This window comes from Methylobacterium sp. TK31 (assembly GCF_055361545.1).
Genome location: NZ_CM143964.1, coordinates 4,296,560 through 4,313,735, shown reverse-complemented (window position 1 = coordinate 4,313,735; position 17,176 = coordinate 4,296,560). Strand labels below are relative to the sequence as shown.

General features: G+C 69.2%; 15 protein-coding genes. 6 read left to right on the top strand and 9 right to left on the bottom strand.

The window, feature by feature from the left end; translation table 11 throughout:
• Window positions 1-28: 28 nt before the first annotated feature.
• Window positions 29-1,015, bottom strand: a complete 987-nt coding sequence (locus ACXJY8_RS20025) for a CobW family GTP-binding protein (RefSeq protein ID WP_463772686.1) — start codon at window positions 1,013-1,015, stop codon at window positions 29-31.
• Window positions 1,016-1,068: 53 nt separating this feature from the next.
• Window positions 1,069-1,671, bottom strand: coding sequence for a TetR/AcrR family transcriptional regulator (locus ACXJY8_RS20020; RefSeq protein ID WP_463772684.1), 603 nt, complete (start codon window positions 1,669-1,671; stop codon window positions 1,069-1,071).
• A gap of 152 nt (window positions 1,672-1,823) precedes the next feature.
• On the opposite strand from ACXJY8_RS20020, the gene ACXJY8_RS20015 reads away from it, so the two are divergent.
• From ACXJY8_RS20015 to panB, 4 genes are all read left to right on the top strand, one after another.
• Entirely contained in the window at window positions 1,824-2,777 is a 954-nt protein-coding gene (locus ACXJY8_RS20015; RefSeq protein WP_463772680.1) for a quinoprotein relay system zinc metallohydrolase 2, read from the top strand.
• A gap of 81 nt (window positions 2,778-2,858) precedes the next feature.
• Window positions 2,859-3,713, top strand: a complete 855-nt coding sequence (locus ACXJY8_RS20010) for a quinoprotein dehydrogenase-associated SoxYZ-like carrier (RefSeq protein ID WP_463772674.1) — start codon at window positions 2,859-2,861, stop codon at window positions 3,711-3,713.
• A gap of 15 nt (window positions 3,714-3,728) precedes the next feature.
• The gene (locus ACXJY8_RS20005) at window positions 3,729-4,319 is read left to right on the top strand and encodes a rhodanese-like domain-containing protein (RefSeq protein WP_463772672.1); all 591 of its coding nucleotides are present in this window, start codon (window positions 3,729-3,731) and stop codon (window positions 4,317-4,319) included.
• 479 nt (window positions 4,320-4,798) lie between these two features.
• The gene (gene panB, locus ACXJY8_RS20000) at window positions 4,799-5,623 is read left to right on the top strand and encodes a 3-methyl-2-oxobutanoate hydroxymethyltransferase (RefSeq protein WP_056277125.1); all 825 of its coding nucleotides are present in this window, start codon (window positions 4,799-4,801) and stop codon (window positions 5,621-5,623) included.
• Between the two features lie 42 nt (window positions 5,624-5,665).
• Here panB and ACXJY8_RS19995 read toward each other — a convergent pair whose 3' ends face one another.
• The 3 genes from ACXJY8_RS19995 to ACXJY8_RS19985 all read right to left on the bottom strand — a co-directional run bounded on the left by ACXJY8_RS19995 (window position 5,666) and on the right by ACXJY8_RS19985 (window position 9,605).
• Window positions 5,666-7,750, bottom strand: coding sequence for a TonB-dependent siderophore receptor (locus ACXJY8_RS19995; RefSeq protein ID WP_463772667.1), 2,085 nt, complete (start codon window positions 7,748-7,750; stop codon window positions 5,666-5,668).
• A 428-nt stretch (window positions 7,751-8,178) separates the two neighbouring features.
• Entirely contained in the window at window positions 8,179-8,481 is a 303-nt protein-coding gene (locus tag ACXJY8_RS19990) for a hypothetical protein (protein ID WP_463772663.1), read from the bottom strand.
• A 191-nt stretch (window positions 8,482-8,672) separates the two neighbouring features.
• Window positions 8,673-9,605 carry a LysR family transcriptional regulator gene (locus ACXJY8_RS19985; protein WP_463772659.1) on the bottom strand — a complete coding sequence of 311 codons (933 nt, stop codon included), beginning with the start codon at window positions 9,603-9,605 and terminating at the stop codon, window positions 8,673-8,675.
• A 253-nt stretch (window positions 9,606-9,858) separates the two neighbouring features.
• Here ACXJY8_RS19985 and ACXJY8_RS19980 point away from each other — a divergent pair, with 253 nt between their 5' ends.
• A complete protein-coding gene (locus ACXJY8_RS19980; RefSeq protein ID WP_463772655.1) occupies window positions 9,859-10,971 on the top strand; it encodes a type II asparaginase in 1,113 nt (370 codons plus the stop codon).
• Window positions 10,972-11,159: 188 nt separating this feature from the next.
• Complete coding sequence (locus ACXJY8_RS19975) at window positions 11,160-12,041, top strand: AraC family transcriptional regulator (RefSeq protein ID WP_463772650.1); 882 nt, start codon at window positions 11,160-11,162, stop codon at window positions 12,039-12,041.
• A 107-nt stretch (window positions 12,042-12,148) separates the two neighbouring features.
• Here ACXJY8_RS19975 and ACXJY8_RS19970 read toward each other — a convergent pair whose 3' ends face one another.
• The 4 genes from ACXJY8_RS19970 to ACXJY8_RS19955 form a co-directional block, all read right to left on the bottom strand.
• Window positions 12,149-13,069 (bottom strand): bestrophin family protein, encoded by a 921-nt coding sequence (locus ACXJY8_RS19970; protein ID WP_463772647.1) that lies wholly within the window; start codon window positions 13,067-13,069, stop codon window positions 12,149-12,151.
• Window positions 13,070-13,151: 82 nt separating this feature from the next.
• A complete protein-coding gene (locus ACXJY8_RS19965) occupies window positions 13,152-13,907 on the bottom strand; it encodes a glucose 1-dehydrogenase (protein ID WP_463772645.1) in 756 nt (251 codons plus the stop codon).
• Window positions 13,908-14,097: 190 nt separating this feature from the next.
• Entirely contained in the window at window positions 14,098-15,006 is a 909-nt protein-coding gene (locus ACXJY8_RS19960; RefSeq protein WP_463772642.1) for a LysR family transcriptional regulator, read from the bottom strand.
• 97 nt (window positions 15,007-15,103) lie between these two features.
• Window positions 15,104-17,077, bottom strand: coding sequence for an acyl CoA:acetate/3-ketoacid CoA transferase (locus tag ACXJY8_RS19955; protein ID WP_463772639.1), 1,974 nt, complete (start codon window positions 17,075-17,077; stop codon window positions 15,104-15,106).
• Window positions 17,078-17,176 lie beyond the last annotated feature (99 nt).

Sequence of the window (17,176 nt, the reverse complement as noted above, 5' to 3'; positions counted from 1 at the left end):
TAGCGCCGTCGCGAGGACCCGGGCCCGATCAGGCCGCCCGGCAATCCTCGAACCCGGCCCGGATCTCCGCCGGGTCGAGCTTGCGGCCGATGAAGACCACACGGGACACCCGGGGCTCGCCGTCCTTCCACGGACCCTGGAGGTCGCCGTCGAGGATCTGGTGCACGCCCTGGAAGACGAAGCGCTGCGGCTCGTTCGGGAAGGCGACGATGCCCTTGCAGCGCAGGATGTCGGGGCCCTGGACCTGGGTCAGGGTCGAGATCCAGGGCATGAACTTCTCCGGGTCCACGGGCCCGTCGATGCTGGCCGAGACCGACTGCATGTCGTCGTCGTGATGATGGTGATGGCCCTCCTCCAGGAAGTCGGGCTCGATGTCGAGGATGCGGCCGAGATCGAAGGCGTTGCGCTCCAGCACCGCCTCGAGGGGCACCGCGCAGCGCTCGGTGCGGTGGACCTTGGCGTAGGGATTGATCGCACGGATCTGGGCCTCGACCCGGGCGAGGTCGGCCTCCTCCACGAGGTCGGCCTTGTTGAGCAGGATCACGTCCGCGAAGGCGATCTGGTTCTTGGCCTCGGGGGCGTCCTTGAGGCGGTCCGAGAGCCACTTGGCGTCGGCCACCGTCACCACCGCGTCGAGGCGGGCGGCCGCGCCCACATCCTCGTCGATGAAGAAGGTCTGGGCGACGGGGGCAGGATCGGCCAGGCCCGTGGTCTCGACGATGATCGCGTCGAACTTGCCGCGCCGCTTCACCAGGCCGTCCATGATGCGGATGAGGTCGCCGCGCACGGTGCAGCAGACGCAGCCGTTGTTCATCTCGAACACCTCCTCGTCGGCGCCGATGATGAGGTCGTTGTCGATGCCGATCTCGCCGAACTCGTTGACGATCACCGCGTAGCGCTTGCCGTGGTTCTCGGTGAGGATGCGGTTCAGGAGCGTGGTCTTGCCCGCCCCCAGGTAGCCGGTGAGCACGGTGACGGGGATCTTGGCGGAGGCGGTGTTCGGGCTGTCGGACATGGTCGCTCTTCGTCGATGGCGCGGGAGGCGTCGCTGCAGCCTGTTATATTGTATCAGTTCGGTGGGATGGAACCCCGGCCGGACGCAACCCCGCCGGCCCGCAGACCGTCGCAGAGCGCCGCGAGCGTGCCGCGAAAGCCCGCCGGCCCGGCGAGCAGGCGCTCCATGAGGAGGGCCCCCTCGAGGGCGGCGATCACCATGCGGGCGCTGGGTCCAGGCTCGGCGGAGGCGCGGATGCGCCCCGCGGCGATGCCCTCGGCGAGCACGTCCTCGAGCCATGCGATGTGCTTCTCGAAGAAGCGGGCGATGTCGACGCGCAAGGAATCCGGCAGGGCGTCGCCCTCGATGGCCAGGACGGCACAGAGGCAGCCGAGGCCCGCCTCGACGCCGCCGAGATAGAGCGCCCCGTAGGCGGCGATCCGGCCGATCGCGTCCGGCTCGCCGGCCCGGATCTCGGCCAGGGCCGCGTCGTAGCGGGCGTCGTAGGCCGCCACGAGGGCGTGGGCGAGGTCGGACTTGGTGGCGAAGTGGTGGTGGATGCTCGCCTTCCGGATCCCGACCGTTTCGGCGAGGTCCGCGTAGCTGAAGCCGGCATAGCCCCGGCGCCGCACCAGGGTCTCGGCCTGCAGCAACAGCTCGGCACGGGTATCCCTCATCGTCTCGTCGTCTCCTCGTGGACCGCCGCCCTCGTCCGCCGGTGCCCGCACGCGCAGCCGTGATCGGCCGGCAGCCGGCCTCCCGGCTTATGCCGTTGACGTGGCAAAAAATCTACCTACTAATTGGTAGAACAACAGAACGGAGGAAGACGATGCGGGCGGATGCCGGCCGATCACGCTGGAGCAGCACGCGGCGCAGCGCCCTGTTCGGTGGCCTGTGCCTGTGCTGCCTGCCCACCCTCGGACGGTCCGCCGAGGGCTTCGACCTGCAGGAGGTCGGCCCCGGCATCTTCATCCGGCGCGGCCCCGACGCCGAGGCGACCCCGGAGAACAACGACGCCATCGCCAATATCGGCTTCATCGTCGGCGACCGGTCCGTGCTCGTCACCGAGTCGGGCGGAAGCCTCGCCGACGGAGCCTGGCTGCGTGGCGAGATCCGGAAGCGCACCGACAAGCCGATCAGTCACGTGGTGCTGACCCATGTCCACCCGGACCATTGCTTCGGGGCGTCGGCCTTCGCCGAGGACAACCCGGTCTATGTCGGCCACCATGCCCTGCGCGCCGCCCTCGACGCCCGGGGCGAATATTACCGCGGCCGCCTCGCCGAGATCCTGGGTGCCGACCGGGCCGGCCGCGTGGTCTATCCCACCCTGGAGGTGGCGGATGGCGCCGAGGTGGATCTCGGCGGGCGAACCTTGCGCTTCACCGCCCACGGCGCGGCGCATACGAACTGCGACCTCTCCATGCGCGACTCGGCGAGCGGCATCCTGTTTCCCGCCGACCTCCTGTTCGTGACCCGCATCCCCTCCCTCGACGGCAGCCTCCTCGGCTGGCTCAAGGAGGCGGACCGTCTGCGCGCGATGGGGGCCGCCAAGGCCGTCCCGGGCCACGGGCCGCGGCTGGTCGACCTCGCGCCCGCCCTGGACGACCTGACCCGCTACCTCGCGACGCTCCGGGACGAGACCCGGAAGGCCATCGCGGCGGACGTGCCGATCGAGAAGGCGGTGCAGACGGTTGGCCAGTCGGAGCGCGACCGATGGGTCCTGTTCGACACCTATAACGGCCGCAACGTCACCCAGGCCTTCAAGGAACTGGAATGGGAATGAACCGGCAGCTTGAGCCCGGCATCGCCCACGCCACATGATGATGCACAGATTCGACAACGATCGTTCACCAGGAGAAACGCCGTGACGCGCCCAGCCAAACCCGTCCTCGTCCGCTCCGTCCTCGCGGCGCTGACCCTTGCCCTGCCCCTGGCCACCGCCGGAACCGCGCTCCGTCCGAGCGCGGTTCATGCCGCCGGTGCGAGCGACGACGAATCCGAGCGCCTCGCGCGTTGGAAGGAGATCCAGACGTCGATCTTCGGGGACCGCCGGATCGCGCCTACCGACAGCCTGGTGAAGATCGACGCCCCGGTGCGGGCGATGGACGCCGCCCTGGTGCCGATCACCCTGACGATGCCCGAGAAGGACCGGATCGCCGGCGTCCACCTCGTCATCGACGACAATCCCTCGCCCTACGCCGCCCACATCGCCTTCGGCCCGGGGGCGGATGCCGGCGAGATCAAGCTCCGGGTGCGGGTGAACAACTACACCAACATCCACGCGGTGGTGGAGACCAAGGACGGGCAGCTCTTCGAGACGACGAAGTTCGTGAAGGCGTCGGGCGGCTGCTCGGCCCCCATGGGTATGAGCGACGAGGAGGCGATGAAGGGCATGGGCGACATGAAGCTGAAATTCGCGGAAGGCCAGCCCGGACGCCCGGTGGAGGCGACGCTGATGATCCGCCATCCGAACTTCAGCGGCATGCAGATGAACCAGATCACCCGCGACTACACGCCGGCCCGCTACATCAACAAGGTCGCGATCACCCGCGGCGACCAGGCCGTGCTGACCCTCGACGGGGACATCTCGATCGCCTCGAACCCGGTGATCAATTTCGGCCTGCGGCCCGAGGGCCAGGGGCCGATCAAGGTGATCGCCACCGACAACCAGAACGGCCGCTGGGAGCACAGCTTCACGGCGCCGAGCGCGACGAACTGAGCGGGCCCGCGGGCGATGCGGCAGCAGCTCCTCCGGATCCTGGCGGCAGGCACCGCCCTGCTCCTCCTGGCGGCGGCCAGCCCGGCGGATTCCCCCGTGAACGTGCCCGAGCCGGACGGGATCTGGACCGGGCCGCAACGGGGCTACACCCCCGCGACCCTGGCCGGGGCCAGCGTCATCGACATCGACGCCCTCGATGCCCTGATCGCCCGCGACCGGCCGGTGCTCCTCGACGTGTCGCTGGCCGACCGGCGCCCGGCGGGGTTTCCGGACGACCGGCCCTGGCTGCCGGCCCACCGCTCGGTCCCGGGCGCGGTCTGGATGGCCAATGCCGGCGCCGCGCCCCTCGACCCGGCCCGGGAAGCCCTGTTCCTGAAGCGCGTCGCGGAACTGACCGGAGGCGACAAGGGCCGGGCCGTCGTGGCCTTCTGCCACCCGGAGTGCTGGGGCAGCTGGAACGCGGCCAAGCGCCTGGTGCTCCAGGGCTATACCCGCGTGCACTGGTTCCCCGAGGGCATCGAGGGCTGGCAGGAGCGCCACCCGACCACGGTGATCTCCGAGGACCCCGCCTGGAGCGCCCGCGCCGGGACCGACGCGCAACGCTGAGGCAGCCGCCCGGGCGACATGCCGGTGGGGCGTACCGGCTCGTAGAGCACGATGTTTCCGGGTCCCGCGGCCACGCTCAATTTATCAGCACGCCTGTGCAGGAATACCACTCGCACCACCGTTGACAGCGGTCCTGTTGTGGCGGAATAAAGGCATCCAGCGGCGCCCGGAAGTCTAGGGAGGAAACGCCCGGAGAGAGCACGGAGCAGCGACGCCATCGCTGCTATCGAGGCCCCCGGACAAGACTTTCGGTACAGTTGTCTTTGCCGGACATTGCTGCGCCGAGCTACCTGACATCTGGTATACCACCCGGACGATCAGAGCGTTGCGGGCGCGAATTCGGGCGATCGCCTCATGGCGACAATGCCGTGCGACCGTCATTTTCGGCGCGCGCGCTCGTCGGCGAGGCCGTGTATAGAGACGCCACCAGCAGCCGGCCCGCCGCGTTCCGGCGGTCCGCACCAGCCGGGTGGAGTCGCATGTCGCAAGCCGTTCAGTCCCGCCGCATCCGCGCGATCGACCTGGCCAAGCGCAAGGCCGAGGGGCGCAAGATCATCGCGCTGACCGCCTACCACGCCCACACCGCCGGCATCCTCGACCCGTACTGCGACTTCATCCTCGTGGGCGATTCCCTCGGCATGCTGATGCACGGCATGGAATCGACCCTGCCGGTGACGCTGGAGATGATGATCGTCCAGGCGCAGGCGGTGATCCGGGGCACCTCGCGCGCCCTCGTCGTGGTCGACATGCCGTTCGGCTCCTACGAGGCGAGCCCGCAGCAGGCCTTCCTCAACGCCGCCCGCGTGCTCAAGGAGACGGGTGCCGGAGCGATCAAGATGGAGGGCGGCGCGCGTTTCGCCGAGACCGTGGCCTTCCTGGTGGAGCGCGGCGTGCCGGTGATGGGCCATATCGGCCTCACGCCCCAGTCGGTGAACACCATGGGCGGCTTCAAGGTGCAGGGCCGCGAGGCCGATGGCGAGCGCCGCCTGATGGCCGATGCCCGCGCCATCAACGACGCCGGCGCCTTCGCCATCGTGATGGAGGGCATCGTCGAGCCGGTCGCCCGGGCCATCGCCACCTCCCCCGACATCACCACGCCCACCATCGGCATCGGCGCCACCATGGCCTGCGACGGCCAGATCCTCGTCCTCGAGGATATGCTGGGCCTGAGCGACCGCGTGCCGAAATTCGTGAAGCGCTTCGGCACCCTGCGCGGCCAGATCGAGGCCGCGGTGAAGGACTATGCCGAGGAGGTCCGCTCCGGCACCTTCCCGGCCGAGGAGCACACGTACCAGCCGCTCTGAGCCGAGCCCCGCGGGCTGATCCCGCGGGGGGCCGGTCTCACGCTACCAGCGGTAGCCGATGCTGCCGAGCACCCGGCGGCGCTCACCGTAGTAGCAGGCCGTGACCGAATTGCAGCTGCTCACGATGCGCTCGTCCGAGACGTTCGCAACGTTGAGGGCGAAGCGCCAGCCTTCCCAGTCGTAATGGGCGACGAGGTCGCCGACGACGTAGCCCGGCACGCGGAACTGGTTCAGCTGGTCGGCAAAGGAGCGCCCGACGCCGCGGACGCCTCCGCCAAAGCCCAGCCCGCGCAGATCTCCGCTCTGGATCGTGTAGTCGACGAAGAGCGAGCCGTACTGCTCCGGCGTATTGACCAGGACCTTGCCGATATTGGCCGCGGTCCCGTCCCGGGTCACAGCGAGGTCGTAGGCGGTGTAGGATGCCACGGCGCGCAAGCCCGGCGCAAGGTTGGCCACGGCCTCTACTTCGACACCGCGCGAGTTGACCGCGCCGGTCTGAATGGACTGAAGCACGTTCGCTGGGTTCGCTGTCAGCACGTTCGTACGGGTAAGATCGAACAAGGCGGCAGCAAAGTATCCGTCGAAGCCAGGGGGCTTATATTTTAGACCGACCTCGGTCTGTTCGCTCTTCTCGGGCAGAAAGAGCTGCTGGAGGGAGGTGTTGACCCCGACGAGCGGTGTGAAGCCTTGTGCGTAGGAGACGTAGGGCGCCAGACCCGACTCGTCGTTGTAGATGAGAGCGGCGCGGCCGGTGAAGGCGCTGACGTCACGGCTCTGGCCGATGGCGTTGGGGGTACGGGGATCGTTGTCGGTCGCAACCCAGTCGTTGCGACCCGTGAGCAGCAAGGTGAAATTGCCGAACGTGATCTCATCCTGCAAGTAGGCAGAGAACTGGTTCTGGGTGACGACCGAGTTGTTGAAGGTACCGGACAGGTTGAGCGGCGTGTTCGGGTAAATCGGCCGGATGAGATTCAGGGACGGGCCACTGCCGCCCACTTGGAAGTCGTCGAGCTGGTAGCGGCGATACTCGAAGCCGGCAAGCACCGTGTGCCCGAAATCCCCTGTCCGGAACGGGATGATGATCTGGTTGTCGATGTCGCTCTGCACGCCGGTGTTACGCGCCAGGAAGTCGAACCGACCGAGGTCGCCTGCGGCCGGGGTGGTCGCGTAACCGACGCCGAAGCGGTTGGCGAGGTTGACGCTCACGCTGCCGTGGCGGGCGTTCTGCCGGAACTTGATGTCGTTGTCGAAGCGGTGCTCGAACTCGTAGCCCACGAAATCCTGGGCGCGCGTCAGGCGGTCGGTCGCCGGGTCGCCGGTGAAGCGGCTCGTCTTGATGAAGCCGAAGGGGGCCGGCGTCACCGTGCCCTCGTAGGGCAGGAAGTTCTGCGTGCCGGCGCGGTCGCGCTGCACCTGGGCGAGGACGGTGAGCGAGGTGTCGGCGTCGGGCTTCCAGGTGATCGAGGGCGCGAAGAAGAAGCGGTCGTTGTTGACGTAGTCCACCTGCGTGCCGCCCGCCCGGCCGAGGCCGACGAGCCGATAGAACAGCTTGCCCTCGGTGCCCGGCGCATCCACCGGTCCGCCGATGTCGAAGCCCGCATAGGCATTGCCGTAATTGTCGACCCCGGTCTCGACGTAGCGGATCGGCACGATCGGCGGCCGCTTGCTCACCGCGTTGATGATGCCGCCGGGGCTGGCGCCGCCGTAGAGGCCGGAATTCGGACCGCGCAGGATCTCGAGCCGCTCCAGGCCGAAGGGTTCGAGCTTCCAGGTGGCGAAGGCGGAGGTGAACAGCTGCAGCCCGTCGAGGAAGTACCCGGATTCCTGGGCGGTGAAGCCGCGGATCAGGAACCAGTCGTTGCGCGGGTCGGCGCCGAAGGTCTCGCCGCGCACGCCCGGCGCGTAGCGCGTGGCCTCGGCGAGCGAGGCCGGCTTCTGGTCGTCGATCTGCTGGCGCCCCACCACCGAGATCGCCTGCGGCGTCCGGATGATCGCGGTGTCGGTCTTGGTGCTGGAGACGGAGCGGGTCGCGACGTAGCCGGCGACGGGTCCGCGCGGGTCCTCGGCCGCGCCGATCGCGGTGCCGCCCCGGCGGTCGCCGACCACCTCCAGGGTATCCAGGGTCACACTCGACGCACTCGGCGGGCTGGATTGCTGCGCCGCCGCCGAAGAAACTGCGCCGATGGCGAGAGCAGCCACCGAGCAGAACAGCGTCGCTCGCAAGCTGAACGGCCTGATCGACGGTTGTACGCAGGAAAGCACGGACGAGCGAGGCACGTTTCAACCTATGACCAAATGTATTTTTGTCAGGTGAAACAAAAAGTTTGGCCCGTCAACGAGCGACTTACCGTGCAAAACCCATCTCTTTTACGACGTGCTTATGACGCAACATTTTAGAACTAATACAATTACATGTTCCGCCGCGCGCCCGGTGCGAGGTCCGCCGGATGGTTCCTGCGAAACGACGACGGCCCCGCCGGGGTGGCGGGGCCGTCGTTCATTCAGGGGTGCCGACCGTGCCGGAACGGCGCGGTCGTCGCGTCGGGAGGCGCGGCCTATTCGCAGACGCGGACGCGGCGGACGTGCTCGTAGCCGTAGGCGTCGACGTAGCCGCGGCGCTCCATGTGGCACACCTCTTCCTCGACATAGACCGGGCGCGGGGCCCGGTAGACCGGGCGACCGGGGTAGTAGCCGCCATCGTTCTGCGACGAGGCGATGGCGCCGCCGACGGCGAGGCCGCCGAGCACGCCGAGGGCGGCCGCGCCACCCGGGCTGATGCCATCGCGCGCCTGGGCGCCCGGGATCGCCGCGACGGCGACCGTGGCGGCCACGAGGGCCGCGACCAGCGAGTTCTTCATAGCTCCGTTCCTTTGATCCCGAAGAGCCTGTGCAAATCCAGAAGCGTCACTGTCGGAGGGAATCACCGAACGGTTGATGAACGGTAACGAACCCCGCCCGCGAACGAATCACATCCGTGCGAATCCTCACGCGCGATGGCAAATCGCGCAGGATTGTGCCGCTTCCGTGGCTGCGCGCCGGCGTCCGGCGGTCAGATCGTTCCGGTCGGCTCCTCCACCAGGGTGCGGAGGGTCCGTCGCAGCCATTGATGGGCGGGGTCGTCGTCGTAGGAGGCGTGCCACAGCATCGAGATCGCGACGTCCTCCAGGTCCACCGGAGCCGGGCTCACGGTGAGGCCGAGCGCCCCCGCGAAGAAGGTCGCGAGCCGGGCGTGCATGGTGGTCAGCACGGGGGCGCTGCGTACCAGGAACGGCACCGCGAGGAAGCGCGGCGTCGTCACCGCCAGGGTGCGCCGGCGCCCGAGCCGCGCCAGGGCATCGTCGACCACGCCGTGGGCGGTCTCCTTCAGGCTGGTGAGCACGTGCGGGAAGCGCAGGTAGTCGTCGAGCGAGATCGGCGGCGCCAGGCCGACGAGGTCGGCGTTGAACACGCAGAGGTAGCTGTCGCGGTAGAGCAGGCGCTGCTTGTGGTGGGTCTGCCCGTCCGAGAAGAAGCCGATGCCGAGGTCGACCCGGTCCGCGTCGAGCTCCTGCAGGATGCGGATCCGGTCGATGGAGCGCAGGAGCAGGCTGATGCCCGGCGCCTCCCTCCGCAGGTGGGCGAGGAGGCGCGGGCCGATCAGCACCTCGGCGCTGTCGGGCAGGCCGATGGTGAAGGTGCGGGTCACGGTCGCCGGATCGAACTCGGCATCGCGCCGCACCAGCGCCTGGATCTGCCGCAGCAGGGTCCGCACCGGCTCGGCGAGGGCCAAGGCCCGCGGGGTCGGGCGCATGCCCTCGGGCGCCCGCGTCAGGAGCTCGTCGGAGAACAGGATGCGCAGGCGCGCGAGGCTGCTGCTCATCGCCGACTGGCCGATGCCGATGCGGGCGGCGGCCCGGGTGACGCTGCGCTCCGCCAGAAGCGCATCGAGGGCGACGAGCAGGTTGAGGTCGACCCGGGACAGATCGATGTGATCGATGGTCATGATCGGTTCGTTCCGCTCGATCCCCGCAGTACCGCGTCAGCCTCCTCGCTCCGGACGCGCGGGTGTGCAAGGCCCCCGCCGGATCTTCCGAACGCGGCGGACCCCGCAGGAGCCCGGCAGCGCGCGATCGAGCCGCCACGGGTGACATTTCCCGCGATGCCTCGGGATTGATCCGCCACGGGCGCGTTTTTCGGCTGGGCCTCGCCGGGGTGCGGCGCCACAATGCGGCTCCCGAAACGACCCGAGAATCCCCATGCGCCGTACCCTGCCGATCGCCCTGATGGCCCTGATGGCCGGCACCGTCCTGCCTGCGCGCGCGCTGGAGGGGCCGATCCCGGCCAAGCCCGGCGCGACGGCCACGGCGCCCGCAGCCTCGGCCAAGCCCCGCGTCGTCATCGTCGCCACCGGCGGCACCATTGCGGGGGCCGGCGCGGATGCGGCCAACAGCGCCACCTACCAGGCCGCCAAGGTGCCGGTGGACAAGCTGATCGCCGCGGTGCCCGCCATCGCCGCGGTGGCGGACGTGCGCGGCGAGCAGGCCTTCCAGATCGCCTCGGAGAGCTTCACCAACGCGCAGCTCATCGAGCTCGCCAAGAAGGTCTCCGCCCTGGTGAAGCGCGACGACGTCGACGGCGTCGTCATCACCCACGGCACCGACACGGTCGAGGAGACGGCCTACTTCCTCGACCTCGTGGTGAAGACCGACAAGCCCATCGTGATGGTGGCCTCGATGCGCCCCTCCACCGCGATCTCGGCGGACGGCGCCCTCAACCTCCTGGACGCCGTCACGGTGGCGGGCGCCAAGGATGCCCGCGCCAAGGGCGTACTCCTGACCATGAACGACGAGATCCAGGCCGGGCGCGACACCACCAAGCGCGTCAACATCAAGCCTTCGGCCTTCTTCAGCCAGTGGGGGCCGCTGGGAATGGTGGTGGAGGGCAAGACCTACTGGTTCCGCGCGCCGGTCAAGCGCCACGGCACCACCTCCGAGTTCGACATCGACGGCATCGACAGCCTGCCCGAGGTCGCGATCGTGTACGGCTCCGGCAACATGCATCCCGAGCCCTACACCACGGCCGTGGCGGGGGGCGCCAGGGCGATCATCCATGCGGGCACCGGCAATGGCTCCGTGGCCGGCTACCTCGTCGACACCCTCAAGGACCTCCGTGCCAAGGGCGTGCAGATCATCCGCTCGTCCCGCGTCGGCGACGGCTTCGTCCTGCGCAACGCCGAGCAGCCCGACGACAAGTACGACTGGGTGGTGGCCCACGACCTGAACCCGCAGAAGGCCAAGATCCTCGCCGCCGTCGCCCTGACGAAGACGCAGGACACCAAGGAGCTGCAGCGGATCTTCTGGGAATACTGAGCGGCTCGGGTCGACGGCGGACGCTTCGGGAGGTGCCCGCCGTCGACCCGAAGCTACCCTTCACGCCAGGATACGGCCGCCTGCGAACAGACTTCGAAGCAGCCTACAGCCGCCGCCCGAACCGCAAGATCGGTCGAGCGAGCCATGCCCGTGTGCGCCTAGCTGGTCGCGCCACGAAGGTCGGGACGATGCGTGCAGCGATCCGAAACTATCATGCCCGGATGCGGAGGGTGCTGGATCACATCGATCGGCACTTGGACGACGATCTGGGCCTGGAGACGGTCAGCGCCATCGCGGCTTTCTCGAAGTTCCACTTCCATCGGCAGTTCACGGCGACCTTCGGGTTGTCCGTGCACCGCTACGTTCAGCTTGCTCGCATGAAGCGCGCTTCATACCGGCTGGCCTACAGGGACGCCCAAAGCGTCACTGAAATCGCGATGGATGCCGGCTACGACGCACCAGACGCCTTCGCCCGCGCCTTTCGGCAACGGTTTGGGCAATCGCCGTCGTCTTTCAGCAAGGCTCCCGACTGGGGATCGTGGCTTGCGGCCTTCGGGCCACTCGACAATGCGAGGACCAAGCTCATGCCGAGACCATTCACGCCCGACGATGTGACGATCCGCGACGTGCCACCGACGCGGGTGGCGATCATGGAGCACCGCGGTGATCCGGCGACGCTCGGTGCCACCATTCGGCGATTCATCGAATGGCGGAAGGCCGCTGGCTTGCACCCCGGCACGAACCCGACCTTCAACGTCTGGCGGTCCGAGCGGCGGCCCGCGTCGCCGGCCGACTACAGCGTTGACCTCTGTGTCGGAACCGACCAGCCGATCGCGGCGAACGGGAAGCCAATCGAGGTCGGCGAAATCCCCGGCGGACGCTGCGCGGTGCTGCGGGTCGTTGGCAACACCGACAACCTGGAGCCTCCCGCACGCTATCTCTATCGCACGTGGCTCCCGGCCAGCGGCGAGGAGGCGCGGGATTTCCCGCTCTACTGCCAGCGCCTCTCGTTCTTCCCGGAGGTGCCGGAGCACGAGGCGGTCGCGGAGGTGTTCCTGCCGCTGAAGTAACCTTGCGCAACGGCGGCCCGTCTCGGGTCCCCGGCTGGTTCTCCGCCCCTCCCGGGCCCCAGCCGGCGGCACCGGGCCGGCGACCTCGGATGCACGCGGCGGCGCCCTCACGTCAGCAGGAAGCGCTCCGGCACCCGGGGCGGCGGCGCGGTCTCGCCCAGGGCGTCGAGGACGATGCCGTCGACGGTGTGCAGCAGGGCGTCGAGGGGCAGGTCGTTCGGCGCGAGGCCGAAGGGCTCCTCCAGCTCGTCGCCGAGCGCATCGAGGCCGAAGAAGGTGTAGGCGACGAGCGCCGTGGCCACCGGCGTCGCCCAGCCCAGGGACGCCGCGAGGCCGAAGGGCAGCAACAGGCAGTAGATCCAGGCCGTGCGGTAGAGGAGCAGGGTGTAGGCGAAGGGCAGCGGCGTGTTCTGGATCCGCTCGCACACCACCTGGACCTGCGCCAGGGCGGCGATCTTGTGCTCCAGGGCGGCGAGAAGCACATCGGTGAGGACGCCCCGGTGATAGGCCTCCGCAAGATCGCCGGTGAGGCCGGCGAGCACCGCATCCGCGGCGCTCGGATGCAGGACCAGCGCGGCGGCTTCGTCGGCGGGAAGCCAGGGCCCGGCGGCCGCACTCGGCGTGCCCCCGCGCAGTTGCGCGTGCAGGGCGTGCGCGAAGGCCGAGAGACGCCGCAGGCAGCGCCCGCGCAGGGCCGTTTCGGCCTCGTCGGGCAGCAGGGCATTGACGAGCCGGGCGAGGCCCCGCGCCTCGACCACGAGGCTGCCCCAGGCGCGGCGGCCCTCCCACCAGCGGTCGTAGCAGGCGCTGTTGCGGAAGCTCAGGAAGATCGACAGGGCGATGCCGATCAGGGTGAAGGGCCCGACGCCGGCGGTGATCGGGAACGCCTCGGGCCAGCGCCGCTCCACCGCGACCACGCCCACCGCGATCGCGGTGATCCCCAGGACCTTGAGCGCCACCTGCGGCAGGATCGAGCCTCGCAGGGTGAACAGGATGTCGAAGAGGTTGGGGCGCGAACGGACGATCATCCCACCGTCTTCTCAGGCCGCGGCACGCCCCGCAACCGCGCGACCACCCCTGTCGGACCGATGTGATCCGCGGCCCGGACGCTCAGAGCGACCAGCCGCCATCGACCGAGATCGCGGCGCCGGTGACGAAGGCACCGAGATCGGCACTCATCCACAGCACCGCCTCGGCGATCTCCTCCGGCCGGCCCAGGCGCCCGACCGGCTCCAGGTCGATCGCCTTCCGGAGGTCGCCTCCGGTGAAGCGGTCCATCATCGGCGTCGCGATGTTGCCCGGCAGGACGGCGTTCACCCGGATGTTCGCGGTGGCATAGTCGAGGGCGGCCGACTTGGTGAGGCCGATGACGGCGTGCTTCGAGGCGGCGTAGCCGGCCCCGCCCGCGACGCCGCGGATGCCGGCGCCCGACGCGGTGTTGACGATGACCCCGCCGCCCTGACGCAGCATCTGCGCGATCTCATGCTTCATGCAGACGAAGGTGCCGCGCAGGTTGATGTCGAGGATGCGGTCCCAGTCATCGAGCGCGATCTCCGCCACCGGCGCGGCGACGTTCTCCACGCCGGCATTGTTGAAGGCGATGTCGAGCCGTCCGAAGGTTGCGACGGTCTCGGCGACCGCCGCCGCGACCTCCTCGGGCCGTGCGATGTCGCAGGCGAGGACCAGCACCTCGGCGCCGGCCTCCCGGATCGCCTCTGCGGTCCGTTGCAGGGCCTCCCTCGACCGGTCGAGGACGGCGACGCGGGCCCCCTCCTCGGCGAAGGCCACGGCGGTGGCGCGCCCAATGCCGCTGGCGGCTCCGGTGACGAAGGCGACGCGGCCGGTGAAACGATCGGGACGGGACATGGCGGTTCCTTACGGGTTCGGGGAGCGGGGCGCCCCGGATCCGAAGGGTGTCCCGATGGCCGCATCGCCATCGCCCCCTCGTCCCGGTGCACCCGCCTGGATGTAGGCGGGGCGACCGGGGGACGTGAGCGGGCAGCCCCTCATCGGAGCGATGAGGAGCGTTCATCGTGCCCAGCCGATCAGAGATGCCCTAGAGGCCGAGCGGCCGCATCTCGCGGATGAGGGCGATGAGCAGGCGCAGTCCGGTCGGAAGCTGCCGGCGTCCCGAATAATAAAGGTGGAAGCCGGCGCCGACCGGGGACCAGTCGGCGAGCACGCACCGGAGCGCGCCCTCGCGGATCAGCGGCGTCACGCAGGGTTCGGGCAGGTAGGCGAGGCCGGCCCCGGCCCGGGCGAGCGCGATCGCGAGTCCGGTATCGTCGAGGGTGAGCGCCCCCGGCACATCGACGGCGACAGCCTCGCCGCGCCGCTCGAACTCCCAGCGATAGATGCGGTCGTCGCCGAGCCGGATGCGAAGGCCGCGATGGGCGAGGAGGTCGTTGGGATGCACCGGCGTCCCGAAGCGCTCCAGATAGGCGGGCGCGCCGACCACGACCCAGCGGAGGTCGGCGGAAAGGCGCTGGGCGATCATGTCCTCCGGAACCGTGTCGCCGTAGCGGATTCCGGCATCGGCACCCGCATCGACGACGTCGAGCAGGCTGTTCGACACGCGCAGATCGATGGCGATGCCCGGGTAGCGTTCGAGGAAGACCGGGAGGACCGGAGCCAGGAGGAGCGTGCTGGCGTGCTCCGGCACGTTGAGGCGCACGCGCCCGGCCGGCTCGCCGCGATGGCGGTTGAGCGCCTCGATGGCCTGCCCGATCGCCGCGAAGGGCCCGTCGAGGGACGCGAAGAGGTCCTCGCCGGCAGCGGTGAGGGTGACGCTCCGGTTGGTCCGGTTGAGAAGGCGGACGCCGAGCTGCGTCTCCAGGCCCTTCAGGGCATGGCTCAGGGCCGATGCACTGACGCCCAGATCGAGGCCCGCCCGCCGGAAGCTGCGATGCTTGGCGATCGCCAGGAAGGCCCCGAGGGCCGGCAGGCTGGGACGAGGGGGCGGCACGGACCGGTTGTGCCGACGCGGGGGCGCCGACGCAAGGACCATGAGCGCGCCTCAACGTCAGGCGGCTTCGGCTCCCCGGCCGGAGCCGCCCCTCGGCTCACGCCGCCGAGGCGATCGCCGTGGAGGCGCGCCGGATCTTGCCGGCGCCGTCCAGGAAGGCGTGCGCGTCCTCCTTGCGCTCGAAGACGTGGGGCGCGACGCCGCGCCGGGTCAGCGCTTCCTCCATCTTGAGGCGCAGGAAGGCGCTGGTCGCGTAGCGCGTGGTGGTGAGGTAGTAGTTCGCCTGCAGGTATTGGATCATGTGCGCGTAGTCGTCGTACAGGTTCTCGTTGATGCGGAACCCGTCGTGGTTGACGACCGTGTTGACCCGCTGGCCGGCCTTCTTGCAGGCGCCCACCAGCACCATGCGCAGGTCGTCGAGGTCGCTCTTGGCCCGGGCGTGCCAGCCCTCCAGGTTCACGAACAGGATGTTGCGCTCGGAATCGTAGCTCACGCGCTCGGCCAGGTTGAGGTTGAGCAGGTCGGCCAGCAGCTCCATCGGCTCGTCGCGGAACAGGCGCGCGTCCATCGGCATCGGCTGCTTGATGATCGGCCGGAAGCCCATATGGGGCAGGATGTCCCGCTCGATGTCGATGCCCGGCGCCACCTCGATCAGCTCCAGGCCCTCGTCGGTGAGCTGGAAGACGCAGCGCTCGGTGACGTAGATCACCGGCTGCGAGCGCATCTGGGCGTACTGCCCGCTGAAGGTGATCTGCTCCACCTGCGGCAGGAACTTCTGCGAACGGCCTTCCGTGATGATGCGGAGCTGGCCGTCCTCGATCACGGTCTCGAGGCCGCCCACCGTGAAGGTGCCGGCGAAGACCACGGAGCGCGCGTTCTGGCTGATGTTGATGAAGCCGCCGCAGCCGTTGAGACGGCCGCCGAACATGCTGGTGTTGACGTTGCCGTGCTGGTCGCACTCGGCCAGACCCAGGCAGGTCATGTCGAGGCCGCCGCCGTCGTAGAAGTCGAACATCTGGTTCTGGTCGATGACGCAGTCGGCGTTCGTCGCCGCGCCGAAGCTCGACCCGGAGGCCAGCACCCCGCCCACCGCACCGGCCTCGGTGGTCAGGGTGATGTAGGGAGTGACCTTCTCCTCGTTGGCGACCGCCGAGATGCCCTCGGGCGCGCCGACGCCGAGGTTGACGACGCCGTTGGGGGGCAATTCGAAGGCCGCGCGCCGGGCGATGACCTTGCGGGCATCGAGCGGCATCTTCTTCATGCCGCTCACGGGGACGCGGATCTGGCCGGCCAGCGCCGCATCGTGCTGCACGCCGTAGTTCATGCGGTGCATCTCGGGTTCGGCCAGCACCACGCAATCCACCAGGATGCCGGGGACGCGGACGTCCTTGGGCAGCAGGAAGCCGTCGTCGACGATGCGCTCGACCTGGGCGATGACGATGCCGCCGTTGTTGCGGGCGGCCATGGCCTGGGCGAGGCAGTCCAGCGTCAGCGCCTCCTTCTCGAAGGAGATGTTGCCCGACGGGTCGGCGGAGGTGCCGCGGATGAAGGCCACGTCGATCTTGGTGGCGGTGTAGAACAGCCACTCCTCGCCATCGACCTCCACGAGCTTGACGATCTCGTCCTGGGTCACGGTGTTGACCCGGGCGCCGCCGTGGCGCGGGTCGACATAGGTGTGCAGGCCTACCTTCGAGAACAGTCCCGGCTGACCGGCGGCGCAGGCCCGGTAGAGCTGGGAGATCACGCCCTGGGGCAGGTTGTAGCCCAGGATCTTGTCCTCCTGCGCGGCCTTGGCGACCTTCGGCATCCGGCCGAAATTGGCCGCGATGACGCGCCTGAGCAGGCCCTCGTGGTGCAGGCGCCCGGTGCCGAGGCCTTTGCTGTCACCGGCCCCCGCCGTCATGATCAGTGTGAGGTCGCGGGGCGCACCGGTGTCGACGAAGCGCTTCTCCAGGGCCGCGTGCAGGGCTTCGGGAATACAGCTCTGGACGAAGCCCGTCGTGGTGACCACGTCGTTGTGCCGGATCAGCGCGATCGCCTCGCCGGCCGTGATAACCTTGTTTTTCTTCATGAACCGGGCCGTCCTCCACACCCCAGGCCGACGACGGGCGACAGGTCGGAGCCTGCAGCGGGGCGCATGGGGAAGTCTTGTTCTGGCGAGCCAGGGTAA